Consider the following 15,601-nt stretch of genomic DNA (forward strand, 5'->3'; position numbering starts at 1 on the left):
TCTGTGGTTATGCATCCAAGGCTGAAAACTCGTTTGTAGCACACCCGCCGCGCTGGGCACCATGAATCCCTCACTTCATGGATCAGCCTGATGACCAGCGCCCGCGCCTCACTCTTTACCGGTGTGATATTTGCCGTTGTCGCCACCCTGGGCTGGGCGCTGAACTTCATTGCGCCCTACGTCACGGGCCTCTACAGCCTCTACGACTTGATGGCCGTACGGTTTCTGATGGCCGGTGGGCTGGGCCTCGTCTGGATGATGGTGTGCAGGGCGCAATTGAGTGTACTCAGCACCGGCCAGTGCGTGCTCGCGGCAGCACTCGGCGCACTGGGTTGCCTCGGTTATGGCGTGTGCATTGCTGCCGGAGTGATGTTCGGCGGCCCGGTGCTGACGCCAGCGTTTGTCGGCATGGTCCCGGTGCTACTGGCGTTGATAGGCAACGCCAGTCACAAGACCCTGCAATGGCGCCAACTGGTGATGCCGTTGTCCTGCCTCACCGTGGGGCTGTTGCTGGCCACGGTCAGCAGCCTCCAACTGCCCGCCTCCGGCACCGGTTCCTGGCTGGCGGCTTTGTGCTTCTCCCTGGGCGCAGTGACCTTGTGGCTGGGGTTCAGCGCCATCAATCAACAGCAACTGGCGCGCCTGCCAGCCAGCGCAACCGGCCTGTGGACTGCCCTGATGCTGGTAGGCGCAGGCGGCGCGGCGCTGTGCCTGCTGCCATGGCTATACGCGCTGGGCTTGTTCCGGTTGCCGACCCTTGGCGCGGCTTGGAGCCAGGCATGGCCGCTGTATGCCTGGAGCCTGGGCATCGCGGTGATGTCCACGGTGGTCGGCGCCTGGGCCTGGAATGCGGCAACGCGGCGCCTGCCCATGGTACTGAGCGGTCAGTTGATTGCCCTGGAATCACTCTTCGCCAGCCTGCTCGGTCTAGGCTTTCACCAGCGCTGGCCGACGCCAATGGAAGCCGTGGGCCTGGCTGCCGTGCTCGTCGGCGTGGTCATGGCGGTTCGTATCCTCCTGGCGCAGGCAAAACCCGCCACAACCCATCAGACCTTAGGGGAGACTCAACCATGACCCATTCAAACGACGCACTGGCACTGCCCCACACCTTTGACTTCCGCACTCAAGCCGTGCGCTGGGGCCAACTGGGTACCCAGGGGCCGGCGCTGGTGATGGTGCATGGCACGCCGTTCTCCTCCCATGTGTGGCGGCGTATCGCGCCCTTGTTTGCCCAGCAGTACCGCGTGTTCTATTACGACCTGCTTGGCTATGGCCAGTCTGAACAGGCGCCGGGCCAAGACGTGTCCCTGGGCGTGCAAAACCTGTTGCTCGCCGCACTGCTACACCATTGGGGCCTGAAACGCCCCCATGTGCTGGCCCATGATTTTGGCGGCGCCACGGCGCTGCGTGCGCATCTGCTCGATGGCTGCGATTATGCCAGCCTGACCTTGATCGACCCCGTCGCCATGGCGCCCTGGGGTTCGCCGCTGGTGCAGCATGTGCGCCGCCATGAACAGGCCTTCAGCGACGCGCCGGCCTATATCCATGAGGCGATTGTGCGTGCCTATCTACAGGGCGCCGCCTTCACGCCGATGCCTGCCGAGGTGCTGCACGCCTACGTCACGCCCTGGACAGGCGAGATTGGCCAGCCCGCCTTCTATCGCCAGATTGCACAGATGGACCAGCGCTATACCGACACGATTGAAGACCGGCTCGCCGAGCTGCGTTGCCCGGTGCAATTGCTCTGGGGAGAGGAGGACCAATGGATCAACGTGGCACAGGGCGATGCGCTCGCAGATAGATTAGGTGCACGCTACCTGCGCGTCCCGCGGGCGGGGCATCTTATGCAAGAGGACGCGCCCGAGGTCATCACCGCTGCCTTGATGACCTTTCTAGCCAGCGTTACAGGTCAGTGATTTCCTTGTGGCGCGGCACCAGCGTCTTCATCACGCTCCAGGCCACCAGGTAAGCCAGGGCGCAGACGGCAAACATGATCATGTAGCCGGTATGGATGTCGTTGATGGACTTGTAATAGTCGAACACCCAGCCCCCGATCTTGGTCATGAGCACGCCGCCCAGGCCACCGGCCATGCCGCCAATGCCGACCACCGAGGCCACGGTTTTCTGCGGGAACATATCGGATACGGTGGTGAAAATGTTGCATGACCACGCCTGGTGTGCCGAAGCGCCCACCCCGATCAGCAACACCGGCACCCAGAAGCTCAGGTAACCCAGCGGCTGCGCCAGCAACACCACGAGCGGGAACAGCGCAATCACCAGCATGGCTTTCATGCGCCCGTCATAGGGGGCATCGCCGCGCGCCATGAAGTAGCTGGGGAACCAGCCGCCGCCAATACTGCCGACCATGGTCATGCTGTACAGCACCGCCAGCGGCATCACGATATCGGCGCCTTTCATGCCGTATTGGGCAGACAGGTAGGTGGGCAACCAGAACAGGAAAAACCACCATACGCCGTCGGTCATGAACTTGCCGAAGGCAAACGCCCAGGTCTGGCGGTAGGTCAACAATTTGAACCAGGAGACTTTCTTCCCTACGGTGCCCGTCGGTGCCGGGGTGAACGGCTGTACGGTCTGGTCGCTGCGAATGTAGGCCAGCTCTTCAGGTGACAGGCGTTTTTGCTGTTCCGGTTTTTCATACACGGCGGCCCACACGGCAACCCAGACAAAACCCAGCATACCGATGACCATAAACGCCGCCTCCCAGCCCCACATACCAGCAATCAGTGGCACACAGATTGGCGCCAGGATCGCACCGACGTTGGCCCCGGAGTTGAAGATGCCGGTGGCCAGGGAGCGTTCTTTCTTGGGGAAATATTCGGCAGTGGCCTTGATCGCGATCGGAAAGTTACCCGCTTCGCCAATCGCCAATACCGCCCGTGAGAGCATGAAACCGGCAATGGACACCGGGATTACGGCCAGGCCAATGGCACCACTGACCGCCGCGATGCCCTCGCCCATCGGCACCGAAAACGCATGCATGATCGCGCCAGTGGACCAGATGCCAATGGCTACCACATAGGCGGCCTTGGTGCCGATCCTGTCGACGAAGCGCCCGGCAAACAGCATGGAAATGGCGTAGACAAACTGGAACACCGCCGCGATGTTGGCGTAATCGGTGTTGCTCCAGCCAAACTGCGTTGACAGTTGCGGTGCCAAGAGGCTGAGCACCTGGCGGTCGAGGTAATTGACCGTGGTCGCGAAAAACAACATCGCGCAGATCGTCCAGCGATAGCTGCCGACCGCCTGGCCGACACGAAGGGCACTGATGGGCTCGTTCAGATTCATGGCATCACTTTTTATTTTTGTTAGGTAGGACATATGTAACGTCATATGTCGTCGTACAACTGCGAGTTTTATAGCGAGACGCCCACGCAGTGTCAATCGCAAAGATTGCCGCTTATCCAGCATCTACGTGGAATAGGAAAAGGTCAGGTTTGTGAAGTTATAGGATGACATAGCCTCAACATCAGTCAGTATCAACAAAGACAACCCCCTGTGGGAGCGCTCGAGCTTTAGCGAGGCCGCGATGGCGGCAGGTCAGGCAACGCAAATGCCAACAATACCGCCGCCTTCGTAGCCTCGCCGGGGCTCGACAACTCCCACATTTGATCTGTTTTGCCGCTAGTTATGCATAAGCCTCGAAAACCGACGTTTCATCCCATGCGATAAAAAATACACAAAGCGGTGAATTATTTCGTGTCCACTTGTATCTGAACTGACAGAGCGGTGCCATCGTAGCGATGGCACCTCCCCTGTTCAGCTTTTGAGTGGCCCGCATGAAACTACGTAAAAAACGCGTCAAACCCATCGGATTGAAAGACATCACCATTGTCGACGACAACAAGATGCGCAAGGCGATCACCGCCGCCGCACTTGGCAATGCCATGGAGTGGTTCGACTTTGGCGTCTATGGCTTTGTCGCCTATGTGCTGGGCAAGGTGTTCTTCCCCGACGCGTCCCCCAGCGTGCAGATGATCGCAGCACTGGCCACCTTCTCCGTACCTTTCCTGATTCGCCCGCTGGGCGGCCTGTTCTTCGGCGCACTGGGCGATAAGTACGGGCGGCAAAAAGTCCTGGCCGCCACCATCGTGATCATGTCCTTGAGCACCTTTGCCATCGGCTTGATCCCCGGCTATGCCTCCATTGGCATCTGGGCCCCGATCCTGTTGCTGCTGTGCAAAATGGCCCAGGGTTTCTCGGTGGGCGGCGAGTACACCGGCGCGTCGATTTTCGTGGCTGAGTACGCCCCGGACCGCAAGCGCGGCTTCCTTGGCAGCTGGCTGGACTTCGGCTCCATCGCCGGTTTCGTGCTCGGCGCGGGTGTGGTGGTGTTGATCTCCACCGTGCTCGGTGAAGCAGAATTCGAGGCCTGGGGCTGGCGCCTGCCGTTCTTCCTCGCCCTGCCCCTGGGCATCATCGGCCTGTACCTGCGCCACGCGCTGGAAGAAACCCCGGCGTTTCAACAGCATGTCGACAAACTCGAACAGGGTGACCGCGAAGGCCTGAGCCACGGCCCTAAAGTCTCGTTCAAGGAAATCGCCACCAAGCACTGGCGCAGCCTGCTGACCTGCATCGGTATCGTCGCGGCCACCAACGTGACCTACTACATGCTGCTCACCTACATGCCGAGCTATCTGTCCCACAACCTGCACTATGCCGAAAACAGCGGCGTGCTGATCATCATCGCGATCATGGTCGGTATGTTGTTCGTGCAGCCGTTCATTGGTTTTGTCAGCGACAAGATCGGCCGCAAGCCTTTCATCATCGCCGGCAGCATTGGCCTGCTGTTCCTGTCGATCCCGGCCTTCATGCTGATCACCAGTGGCAAGACCGGCCTGATTTTCGGCGGCCTGTTGATTCTGGCGGTGGTGCTGAACTTCTTTATCGGCGTGATGGCGTCGACCTTGCCAGCAATGTTCCCCACCCACCTGCGCTACAGCGCCCTGGCCAGTGCCTTCAACGTCTCGGTACTGATCGCCGGCGTCACGCCGACCGCCGTGGCCTGGCTGGTGGAAAGCACCAACGACCTGTACATGCCCGCCTATTACCTGATGGTGTTTGCGGTGGTGGGCCTGATCACGGGCCTGACCATGAAGGAAACCGCCAACAAGCCCCTGCGTGGCGCAGCCCCGGCAGCTTCCGACATGGAAGAAGCCAAGGAGCTGTTGCAGGAGCATCACGACAATATCGAGCAGAAGATCGAAGACATCGATGCCGAGATTGCCGCGCTGCAGACCAAGCGGGAAAACCTGGTGCAGCAACACCCGCGCATCAATTAATAACCTGACTGTGCGTGGTCGCGGCCTGCGACCACGCCATTGGAGCGTTCAGCATGGTTTCAAGCGTCACCGCCGCACACAGGTTACTCAGCGCAGACGAGCGCGCCGCGATTGCCGAAATTGAAGCAACCACCAACATTCTCAAGCTGGTCACCCGTCTGACCGGGATGAGGTTCGCCGGCATCGCCAAGTTCACCGATCTGGAATGGGTGGTGTGTTCGGCCTACGACCCGCTGCAAATGGGCATCAACGTCGACGACGTACTCGACCTTGAAACCACCCTGTGCAGTGAGTTCTGCATCAACCCACACACCTTGTTCATTCCCCAGATCAGCCAGAACGGCCGTTTCGCGTCACGCCCGGTGGTCAAGCAATACGCCATCGAAAGCTACGCCGGCGCGCCGATCTTCCTGCCCGATGGCCGCCTGTTCGGGGCGCTGTGTGCGCTGGACTCACGGGCCATGCTGTTCGACGACCCGAACCTGCCGGAAACCCTGAGCCTGTTCGCACGGCTGATTGGCTGCATCTTCTACGCTAATCTGACCCCTGCGGATCACTGACACCCGCCCTGCCCCGCAGTGTTGCCATATCACGCTTGGGCGGCACCCCGAACAGCCGGCTGTACTCACGGCTGAATTGCGACGGGCTCTCATACCCGACTTTGAACGCGGCACTGGAGACATCCTGGTGCTCGTTCAACATCAATCGTCGTGCTTCATTCAGACGCAGCCATTTCTGGTATTGCAGCGGGCTCATCGCGGTCAGTTGCCGGAAGTGATGGTGAAAGGTCGCCGCGCTCATTTGCACCCGCGCTGCCAGCTCTTCCACACGCAGGACCGCGTCGAAATTCAACTTCAGCCAGTCGATCGCCTTGGCAATTCGATAGCCCTGCCCGTCCACCGAGCAGATCTGGCGCAGTCGGCCGGCCTGGTCGCTTTTCAATAGCCGGTAATGAATCTCGCGCTGGATCAATGGCGCGAGTACCGGAATAGCCTCCGGTTCATCCAGCAACGCCACCAGGCGCGCGAATGCGGCCAGCATGCCGTCGGTGACCGTGCCGATCCCCACGCCCTTCATGACTGCGCGCTCACGCACCGGCGGCAAGCCACTCTGGGCGATCAGCTCGGCGAGCATGCGCAGGTCCAGCTTAAACGTCAGCCCCAGGCACGGCTGCTCGGGGCTGGCCGCCAGCACCTCGGAATTGGCCGGGATGTCCAGCGATGTCACCAGGAACCGGGAAGGGTCGTAGGGGAAGCCCTCGCCGCCGACCCACAACTGCTTCTCGCCCTGGGCCACCAGCACGATGCACGGCTCAACCATGCACACCACCGGCGCAGCGGGTTGCTCACGCCGATAAAAGCCCAGGCCGGGGATCGACATGGCGTAGTCGCCGGGCGACGGCGTGCGCGAACCAATCGACTGGATCAGCGCGTTCAGGGGGGTGAGAGTGGACGTCATGACAGACCCTTTCAATGCTTCATTGCACTTTACCCGCGCAAGCCACGGGCGTCGTCACCTGGCACTGAAACTCAGAGGATCAGGCAAGTAATCCACTCAAATGCACTACAGAAGCCCTGCCGTCACCCGGAAAATGTGCGAACACTTCACGAGGAACACCCCTATGAAACGCCTCTTGCTCGCCCTGGGTTTGCTGGTGACTTCTCTTTCTTCATTTGGAGCCGATATGTCTAACGGTGCGGATAACTTCTACAACAGCGACACAGTGACGGCCGAACCTGTCACCTTCAACAATCAATACGGCATGCAGGTCGCAGGCACGCTGTTCATGCCCAGGCACCTTGCCCCAGGCTCAAAGCACGCAGCCCTGGTCGTCGGCCACCCGATGGGCGCCGTCAAAGAGCAAAGCGCCAACCTCTACGCCACCAAAATGGCTGAGCAGGGTTTCGTGACCCTGTCCCTGGACCTGTCGTTCTGGGGCCAAAGCGCCGGCACACCACGCAACGCGGTGTTGCCCGACCTATACGTGGAAGACTTCAGCGCCGCCGTGGACTTTCTCGGCACTCGCCCACAGGTCGACCGGGAACGCATCGGTGCCATCGGCATTTGTGGCAGCGGCAGTTTTGTGATCAGTGCTGCGAAGATCGATCCGCGTCTCAAGGCAATCGCCACCGTCAGCATGTACGACATGGGCGCGGCCAACCGCAATGGCCTCAAGCACGGCATGACTTTGCAACAGCGCCAGCAGATCCTGCGCCAGGCCGCCAACCAGCGCTATGTAGAGTTCCAGGGCGGCGAGACCCTCTACACCGGTGGCACGCCGCAGAGCCTTACCGGCGACCCGGTCGGCGACGAGTTCTACGACTTCTACCGCACCCCGCGCGGCGAAGTCACCCCGGCGGGCGCCTCATCGCAAACCACCACCCGGCCGACGCTGACCAGCAACGTCAAGTTCATGAACTTCTACCCCTTCAACGATATCGAGACGATCTCGCCGCGCCCACTGCTGCTGATTACCGGGGCCAACGCGCACTCCCGTGAATTCAGTGAAGACGCCTATCAACGCGCCGCCGAGCCCAAGCAATTGCTGATCATCCCCAACGCCGGCCATGTAGACCTGTACGACCGCGTCGAACTGATCCCGTTTGACACGCTCACCACCTTCTTCCAGAGCCACTTGCAGTGAGTTCCGTTACCCCTCAACCGCAACGCTGGGGCGCGGTGCTGGCGATGTCGCTCGCGGCGTTTGCCTTGGTCGCCTCCGAATTCATGCCGGTCAGCCTGCTCACACCGCTGGCCGCTGACTTGCACATCACTGAAGGCCAGGCCGGCCAGGGCATTTCCGTGTCCGGGGTGTTTGCCTTGCTCACCAGCCTGGTGATCGCGGCGGTTGCCGCGCGGATGGATCGCAAGCGCCTGCTGATGGCCCTGACCCTGCTGATGATCGTCTCTGGCAGCGTGGTGGCGTTCGCACCAAATTACGCGGTGTTCATGCTCGGGCGCGCATTGATTGGGGCGGCGATTGGCGGCTTCTGGTCGCTGTCGGCGGCCACGGCAATGCGCCTGGTCGAGCCCGCCCAAGTGCCAAGGGCCTTGGCCATCGTCAACGGTGGCAACGCCCTGGCGACGGTGATCGCGGCGCCGCTGGGCAGCTTTCTTGGCGGCCTGATTGGCTGGCGCGGCGCATTCTTTTGCGTGGTGCCAGTGGCCGTGATTGCGCTGGCCTGGCTGTGGCTGAGCTTGCCGGCGCTCAAGCACAGCGGCACGGCGGCCACCGGCAATGCGCTGCGCCTGCTGAAAAACGCCAAGGTGGCCTTGGGCATGTGCGCCGTCAGCCTGTTCTTCATGGGCCAGTTCATGCTGTTCACTTACTTGCGACCATTCCTGGAAGGCGTGACCCGGGTCGAGGTGTCCACCCTGTCGCTGATGCTGCTGGTGCTCGGCCTGGCCGGCCTGGCGGGTACGGTGTTGATTGAGCATTTGCTCAAGCGTCACCTGTACCCGACGCTGATTGCCATTCCGTTGATCATGGCCGGCATTGCCCTTGCGCTGGTGGGGTTCGGCGGTTCAGCGATTGTCACCACCCTGCTGTTGGGCTGCTGGGGCCTGGTAGCGACAGCTGCACCGGTTGGCTGGTGGACATGGCTGGCACGCACCTTGCCCGACGACGCCGAGGCCGGCGGGGGGTTGATGGTCGCCATCATCCAGTTGGCGATTGCCGCCGGTGCCACCGTCGGTGGCGTGGCATTCGACTTGAGCGGCTACCGGGCCACCTTCGAGCTGAGCGCCGCCTTGCTGGTAGTCGCCACGCTGCTGGCTTACCTGGCATCCCGCCGCCCTGCTCATGCGCCCATGGCGAGCGACGCTACTTGAAAAAATGACTCGGCGTTTTACCAAACTGTTTCTTGAACATGCTGGTAAAAGCGCTGGGGCTTTCGTAGCCCAATTCAAACGCCACATCAATGATCTTCTCCCCCACCGCAATGCGCTCCAGCGCCAGCAGCAACCGCGCCTGCTGGCGCCATTGGCCGAAGGTCATGCCGGTTTCCTTGCGGAACAGGCGCTGGATGGTGGTTTGGTCCAATCCCAACCGCGCACTCCAGTCGGCGACGGTGGAGGCATCACTCGGCTCATCCTGCAACGCCAGGCAAATCGGTCTCAAACGCGGGTCGGCAGGCTGGGGCAGCGACAGCGGCAAGGCCGGGAGAATGGCCAGTTCGTCAAGAATCAGGTGCATGATCCGCGCGTCGCGTGAATCCTCGGCATACGGCGGCTTCAAGCTCACCGAGGCCTTGATCAGTTCACTCAGCAGCGGCGAAACCGTCACCGTCTTGGGCTCGGCCGGCAGGTTGGGGAAGCTGTCCGGGCGCACGAACACGCTGCGCATCTTCAGCGTACCCACGCAACGCAGTGAGTGAACTTGACCGCAAGGCATCCAAAAGCCACGATTGGGCGGCACCGTCCATTGCCTCAGGGCCGAGTACACCACCATCACACCGCCAATGGCGTACAGCAGTTGGTGCTTGTTGTGGCTGTGTTCGGGGATCACCCAGTTTTCGGGGTAATCGGTGGCCGAACTGATGACGGCCCAGTCGCCCTCATCGATCTCTCGCAGAAATTTATCCAGTGATTTGATCATTTCGCCCTTTTTGCGATGGTTTCCGCCCGAATTGCGCGAGACAGGCATTGGCGCCGAATCTAGCATAAACGCCGAGTCCAGATGGAGTGGCGGTTCACATCACCGCCGCCCGCCTCCACGCCTGTCAGCTGCCTTGTACGGAATGCCCGCATGTCCACAGTCACAGCGTCACCCGCCGCACCTTCGACCAGCCCGCAAGTAAGCCCCTTAGTCATGCGCGTCCTGGGCGCCTGTGCCCTGGCGCACCTGATCAATGACTTGATCCAGGCTGTGCTGCCATCGATCTACCCGATGCTCAAGGCCAACTACGGCCTGAGCTTCACCCAGGTCGGCCTGATTACCCTGACCTTCCAGTTGACCGCCTCGCTGCTGCAACCGTGGATCGGCTACCACACCGACCGCCACCCCAAACCCTGGTTATTACCAGCGGGCATGGTGTGCACCTTGATCGGCATCCTGATGCTGGCCTTTGTCGGCAACTTCCCGGCGATATTGCTCGCGGCGGCGCTGGTGGGTGTGGGGTCATCGACCTTCCATCCGGAAACCTCTCGCGTCGCACGCCTGGCTTCCGGTGGGCGCTACGGCTTGGCGCAATCGACCTTCCAGGTCGGCGGCAACACCGGCAGCGCTTTCGGCCCGTTGCTGGCGGCGGCAATCATCATTCCCTACGGCCAAAGCCACATTGCCTGGTTCGGCCTGTTTGCGGTGTTCGCCATCCTGGTGCTGTACGGTTTGAGCCGCTGGTACCGCCACCACCTCAACCTGTTCAAGCTCAAGCAAGGCAGCCAGGCGACCCACGGTTTGTCCAAAGGCCGCGTGACCTTCGCCCTGGTGGTACTGGCTGTGCTGGTGTTCTCCAAATACTGGTACATGACCAGCCTGACCAGTTACTTCACGTTCTACCTGATCGAGAAATTCCAGCTGTCGGTGGCCAGCTCGCAGATGTACCTGTTTCTGTTCCTCGGCGCAGTGGCCGTGGGCACCTTCGCCGGCGGCCCGATCGGCGACAAGATCGGCCGCAAGAAAGTCATCTGGTTCTCGATCCTCGGCGCCGCACCATTCACCCTGGCCCTGCCCTACGTCGACCTGTTCTGGACCGCCGTGCTCAGCGTGGTCATCGGCTTTATCATCGCCTCGGCATTCTCGGCCATCGTGGTGTTTGCCCAGGAACTGGTGCCGGGCAATGTGGGCATGATCGCCGGGATATTCTTCGGCCTGATGTTCGGCTTCAGCGGGATCGGCGCGGCGCTGCTCGGGATGCTCGCTGACCATCACGGCATCGAATACGTGTACAAGCTGTGCTCGTTCCTGCCGCTGGTGGGCATCCTCACGGTACTGTTGCCGTCGACCAAAGGCGTTTGATCGATCACGTCGCCCCATAGCCGTAGTTATCTACAACTTTGGGGCGACGCGGGACCTGTGGCGAGGGAGCTTGCTCCCGTGACGGCCTGACAGTCGGCGCATATTTATCTGACACCACTAGCTCCCACTTTGGATCGTCGTGCGTCAGGTAGATCAGTGTCGCTGGCAGGTCGTTACGGCAGCAACAAGCCTCACTTCATGGCCCGACGAGAAAACCCATTAACCACGATATAAAGCAACGGCCCTACCGACACAAACACTGCCGTCAGTAAAAAATACGGCAGCACTGAGACCATCGACCGCCCTCGCCCACGCGCATCCCGGTACATCCACACACACGCCAGCACCGCCATCAGATACAGGTCAATCACCACCTGCGCCGTATCGGGCCGGGACATCAGTTCCCATCCAAATGCCAGCAGTGACTGCTCGGCCGTGAGCATGGTCGCCACCGTATAGAGGGTAAACCCGAGCAAGGCAGCCAGGGCGATATAAGGTCTGTGCATGGTCTCTTCCTTGAAGTGCAACGTTAATCAGCGCGGCCACCTTAGCGACAAGAGGCTGCCGCTCGCAATCCTGCAGACGTCTTTCTCGAGATGTCCTGCGCGCCGCCTACACGAAGTATGCCGCGCTGGTTTTGTGAAATATCTGTACGTAGACTGCCGCCATACCCCCACTTGAAGGCGGCGAAAAAAACGTGATGCAAGTTACTGAAGTCTCCATTGCCCAATTGCGCGCTGCGCTTGAAGCCGGCCAGACCACGGCAGTTGAACTGGTGCAGGCGTACCTGGCGCGGATCGATGCCTACGATGGCCCGCAGACGGCCACTGCGCTGAACGCCGTGGTGGTACGCAACCCCGATGCGCTCAAAGAAGCCCAGGCGTCCGATGCGCGCCGCGCCAAGGGGCAAACCCTGGGGCCGCTGGATGGTATCCCCTACACGGCCAAGGACAGTTACCTGGTCAAGGGCTTGACGGCTGCATCCGGCAGCCCGGCGTTTGCCAAGCTGGTGGCCCAGCGCGATGCCTTCACCATTGAGCGTCTGCGTGCCGGTGGCGCTATCTGCCTGGGCAAGACCAACATGCCGCCGATGGCCAATGGCGGTATGCAGCGTGGCGTGTACGGTCGCGCCGAAAGCCCCTACAACGCCGACTACCTCACCGCGCCGTTTGCGTCGGGCTCCTCCAACGGCGCCGGTACCGCCACCGCAGCCAGCTTTGCCGCGTTCGGGCTGGCTGAAGAAACCTGGTCCAGCGGTCGCGGCCCGGCCTCCAATAATGGCTTGTGTGCCTACACGCCGTCCCGTGGCGTGATTTCGGTGCGCGGCAACTGGCCGCTGACCCCGACCATGGACGTGGTGGTGCCCTATGCGCGCACCATGGCCGACCTGCTGGAAGTGCTCGACGTCGTGGTGGCCGAAGACCCGGACACACGTGGTGACCTGTGGCGCCTGCAACCCTGGGTGCCGATCCCCAGCGTCACCTCGGTGCGCCCGGTGTCCTACGCGGCGCTGGCAGTCGACAGCGAAAACCTGGCCGGCAAGCGCTTTGGCGTGCCGCGCATGTACATCAACGCCGACCCGGATGCTGGCACCAGCGAAAAACCTGGTATCGGCGGCCCGACCGGACAAAAGATCCACACCCGCGCCACGGTGATCGAACTGTGGCAAGCCGCGCGCCAGGCATTGGAAGCGGCGGGTGCCGAAGTGATCGAAGTGGATTTCCCGCTGGTGTCCAACTGCGAAGGCGACCGCCCCGGCGCACCGACGGTGTTTACCCGTGGCCTGGTCTCTAAAGAGTTCCTCCACGACGAACTGTGGGAGCTGTCTGCATGGGCCTTCGATGACTTCCTGCGCGCCAACGGCGACCCACACCTGAACCGCCTGGCCGATGTGGACGGGCCGAACATCTTCCCCCACGACCCCGGTACCCTGCCCAACCGTGAAGACGACCTGGCCGCTGGCATGGACGAATACGTGCGCATGGCCCAACGCGGCATCACGCCATGGGACCAGATCAGCACCGTGCCCGATGGCCTGCGCGGCCTGGAGCAAACCCGGCGCCTGGACCTGGAAGACTGGATGGACACCCTCGGGCTGGACGCCGTGCTGTTCCCCACCGTGGCCGATGTAGGCCCGGCGGATGCCGATGTGAACGAAGCCTCCGCCGACATTGCCTGGAGCAACGGCGTGTGGGTCGCCAACGGCAACCTAGCCATCCGCCACCTGGGCGTGCCCACCGTCACCGTGCCGATGGGCGTGATGGCGGACATCGGCATGCCGGTGGGGCTGACCTTCGCCGGGCGTGCCTATGACGATTCGGCGCTGTTGCGCTTTGCCTCGGCGTTCGAAGCCACCGGCAGCAAACGGATGATCCCGCCGCGTACGCCACCATTGGCAGCCCGCTAAACGCGGTCACCTGTGGGAGCTGGCTTGCCTGCGATGGCGGCCGTTCAATCGACAGAGATGTCGAATGTGCCGCCCAAAGGTAACCACGATGCGAAGCGAGCCGCTCTTGATCTTGATCTGCTTTTGATCTTGATCTCAGGCGCCCCGTTAAACCACGCTGGCCGAACGCAGGCTTGAATTCGTGGGTAACCCGGCAGGACGCCGGGTTAGCCGCCCCGCGCCATGGATGGCGCGTGGCGGCGGCCCACGGATTCAAACCTGCGTTCGGGCACACCGAGCCTAAGCGAGGTGCCGAGTGGTGGGGCAAGAGCGCTTTGGTTACTTTCGCGCTTTTCGAAAGTGACCCGCCGTCAGGCGGAACCCTAAGTGGCCGTTACCGCAGGAATGGATATGTACTCGGTATAACAGTGTCGGCTGTCAGGCCGCCATCGCAGGCAAGCCAGCTCCCACATTTAGATCCCGGAGCATCAGGTAGATTGGTGCCGGCTGTCGGGCCGCCATAGGTGGCAAGCCAGCTCCCACATTTTGCCCGTATTTCAAATCAAGCCCTGTGGCTATGTGTTCGCTCACCACGCCACCACCTTACGCACCGTCACCAGCGCCTCACGCAGCGCCGCCATCGGCACCGAACCCAGGGCCAGGCGCAGCGCGTGGGGCACCTGGGCCGAGATCGCGAACGGTTCGGCGGTTGAAACAGAGATGCCCGCGCGCTGCAAGGTCATGGCGACCTGATCGGCGCGGGCGTCCTCCGCCAACGGTAGCCACAGAAAGTAGGATGACGGATGGCTGATGGTCTTCACCCCTCTCAGCACCTGCGCCGCCAACGCCTGACGGGCCTGGGCATCCGCACGCTTTTGCGCCTCCAGTTGCGTCACCGTCCCATCTTCGAGCCAGCCCACCGCAATCGCGCTCATCACCCCCGGCACGTTCCAGGTGGTAGCCATGATCGTGCGTTCCAAGCCGCTCACCCAAGCCATAGGCGCAGCGATAAAGCCCACGCGTAAACCGGTGGCGACACTCTTGGACAGCCCGCCGATGTACACCGTGCGCTCCGGTGCGAGGGTCGCCAAGGGTGGCGGCGCTTCTTCGGCGAGAAACGCATAGGCGCCATCCTCGATGATCATCAGCTTGTGCTGCCGGGCGATTGCCACCAAGCGCTCACGCTGCGCCAGGCTCATCACCCAGCCCAGCGGGTTATGCAGGGTCGGCATGCTGTACACCGCTCGCACCGGGCGCTGGCGACACAGGCTGTGCAGGTGGTCCAGGTTCGGGCCGTTGGCCGTGACTGGGATGGCGACCAGTTCCAGGTGCAGGGTTTCGGCCAGCACCTTGAACCCCGAATAGGTCAGTGCATCCACCGCGACCACATCCCCAGGCTTGAGCAAGGTCATCATGCTCACCGCCAGGCCATGCTGGGCGCCGCTGACCACCAGCACCTGCTCGGCTTGCACCGTCAACCCTCGGTTCAACAAGTGCCGGGCCACGGCGGCGCGCTCGTGCACACGTCCGGCATGGGGCTGGTAACGCAGCAACGCCTCCAGGTCGCCAGACAGGGCGAGTTGGCGCAACGCCGTGCGCAGCAGCTCGGCCTGACCCGGCAAAGACGGGTAGTTGAAATTCAGGTCAAGCACACCCGCCGCAACCGTCATCTGCCCACTGCCCTGGCCCGCTGGCAAGGCAATCTCACGCACGAAGGTGCCGCGCCCGGTTTCGCCACTGACCAGGCCCATGGCTTCCAGCTCGCTGTACACCCGGCTGGCGGTGACCAGTGCCAGACCATGCTCGGCGGCCAAATGCCGATGGGTAGGCAACCGCGTGCCGGGCTGCAATTGGCCGCTGCGGATGGCCTCGGCGAAGGTATCGACCAGCGTCTTGTAGCGAGCACGGGGCATAGGGATGTATCCATGACAATTTTTTGATTGTCTTAATCTTCAA

13 protein-coding genes are annotated in these 15,601 nt (G+C 61.9%); 8 read left to right on the plus strand and 5 right to left on the minus strand.

The features are described from left to right. Window positions 1-90 precede the first annotated feature (90 nt). Both CLM72_RS14925 and CLM72_RS14930 read left to right on the plus strand, forming a co-directional pair. The gene (locus CLM72_RS14925) at window positions 91-1,074 is read left to right on the plus strand and encodes a DMT family transporter (protein WP_105226976.1); all 984 of its coding nucleotides are present in this window, start codon (window positions 91-93) and stop codon (window positions 1,072-1,074) included. After that, window positions 1,071-1,916 (plus strand): alpha/beta fold hydrolase, encoded by an 846-nt coding sequence (locus CLM72_RS14930; RefSeq protein WP_105226977.1) that lies wholly within the window; start codon window positions 1,071-1,073, stop codon window positions 1,914-1,916. Before CLM72_RS14925 ends, CLM72_RS14930 begins: the two co-directional genes overlap by 4 nt. Here CLM72_RS14930 and CLM72_RS14935 read toward each other — a convergent pair. Further along, a complete protein-coding gene (locus tag CLM72_RS14935; RefSeq protein ID WP_105226978.1) occupies window positions 1,903-3,306 on the minus strand; it encodes an MFS transporter in 1,404 nt (467 codons plus the stop codon). The two genes, CLM72_RS14930 and CLM72_RS14935, sit on opposite strands and share 14 nt — an antisense overlap. 491 nt (window positions 3,307-3,797) lie before the next feature. Between CLM72_RS14935 and proP the strand changes: the two genes are divergently transcribed. Together proP and CLM72_RS14945 are read left to right on the plus strand one after the other, a co-directional pair. Then, a complete protein-coding gene (gene proP / locus CLM72_RS14940) occupies window positions 3,798-5,300 on the plus strand; it encodes a glycine betaine/L-proline transporter ProP (protein WP_014718644.1) in 1,503 nt (500 codons plus the stop codon). A 53-nt stretch (window positions 5,301-5,353) separates the two neighbouring features. Then, the gene (locus CLM72_RS14945; RefSeq protein ID WP_105226979.1) at window positions 5,354-5,860 is read left to right on the plus strand and encodes a GAF domain-containing protein; all 507 of its coding nucleotides are present in this window, start codon (window positions 5,354-5,356) and stop codon (window positions 5,858-5,860) included. Here CLM72_RS14945 and CLM72_RS14950 read toward each other — a convergent pair. Beyond that, entirely contained in the window at window positions 5,835-6,758 is a 924-nt protein-coding gene (locus CLM72_RS14950; RefSeq protein ID WP_105226980.1) for an AraC family transcriptional regulator, read from the minus strand. The genes CLM72_RS14945 and CLM72_RS14950 overlap by 26 nt on opposite strands. 163 nt (window positions 6,759-6,921) lie before the next feature. On the opposite strand from CLM72_RS14950, the gene CLM72_RS14955 reads away from it, so the two are divergent. Together CLM72_RS14955 and CLM72_RS14960 are read left to right on the plus strand one after the other, a co-directional pair. Next, entirely contained in the window at window positions 6,922-7,944 is a 1,023-nt protein-coding gene (locus CLM72_RS14955; protein WP_105226981.1) for an alpha/beta hydrolase, read from the plus strand. Continuing rightward, on the plus strand, window positions 7,941-9,131 hold the full coding sequence (locus CLM72_RS14960; RefSeq protein WP_105226982.1) for an MFS transporter: 1,191 nt from the start codon (window positions 7,941-7,943) through the stop codon (window positions 9,129-9,131). Before CLM72_RS14955 ends, CLM72_RS14960 begins: the two co-directional genes overlap by 4 nt. On the opposite strand, the gene CLM72_RS14965 is transcribed toward CLM72_RS14960, so the two are convergent. Beyond that, window positions 9,124-9,945 (minus strand): helix-turn-helix domain-containing protein, encoded by an 822-nt coding sequence (locus CLM72_RS14965; RefSeq protein ID WP_105226983.1) that lies wholly within the window; start codon window positions 9,943-9,945, stop codon window positions 9,124-9,126. The two genes, CLM72_RS14960 and CLM72_RS14965, sit on opposite strands and share 8 nt — an antisense overlap. Before the next feature lie 102 nt (window positions 9,946-10,047). On the opposite strand from CLM72_RS14965, the gene CLM72_RS14970 reads away from it, so the two are divergent. Beyond that, on the plus strand, window positions 10,048-11,259 hold the full coding sequence (locus tag CLM72_RS14970) for an MFS transporter (RefSeq protein ID WP_003190861.1): 1,212 nt from the start codon (window positions 10,048-10,050) through the stop codon (window positions 11,257-11,259). 191 nt (window positions 11,260-11,450) lie between these two features. Here CLM72_RS14970 and CLM72_RS14975 read toward each other — a convergent pair whose 3' ends face one another. Beyond that, window positions 11,451-11,765, minus strand: coding sequence for a DUF2834 domain-containing protein (locus CLM72_RS14975; RefSeq protein ID WP_105226984.1), 315 nt, complete (start codon window positions 11,763-11,765; stop codon window positions 11,451-11,453). Window positions 11,766-11,956: 191 nt separating this feature from the next. On the opposite strand from CLM72_RS14975, the gene CLM72_RS14980 reads away from it, so the two are divergent. Then, on the plus strand, window positions 11,957-13,666 hold the full coding sequence (locus CLM72_RS14980; protein ID WP_105226985.1) for an amidase: 1,710 nt from the start codon (window positions 11,957-11,959) through the stop codon (window positions 13,664-13,666). A gap of 566 nt (window positions 13,667-14,232) precedes the next feature. Here CLM72_RS14980 and CLM72_RS14990 read toward each other — a convergent pair. Further along, window positions 14,233-15,558 carry a PLP-dependent aminotransferase family protein gene (locus CLM72_RS14990; protein ID WP_105226986.1) on the minus strand — a complete coding sequence of 442 codons (1,326 nt, stop codon included), beginning with the start codon at window positions 15,556-15,558 and terminating at the stop codon, window positions 14,233-14,235. Between the last annotated feature and the right edge of the window lie 43 nt (window positions 15,559-15,601).

It is taken from the genome of Pseudomonas sp. MYb193 (assembly GCF_002966775.1).
GTDB classification, from domain to species: Bacteria; Pseudomonadota; Gammaproteobacteria; order Pseudomonadales; family Pseudomonadaceae; genus Aquipseudomonas; species Aquipseudomonas paracarnis.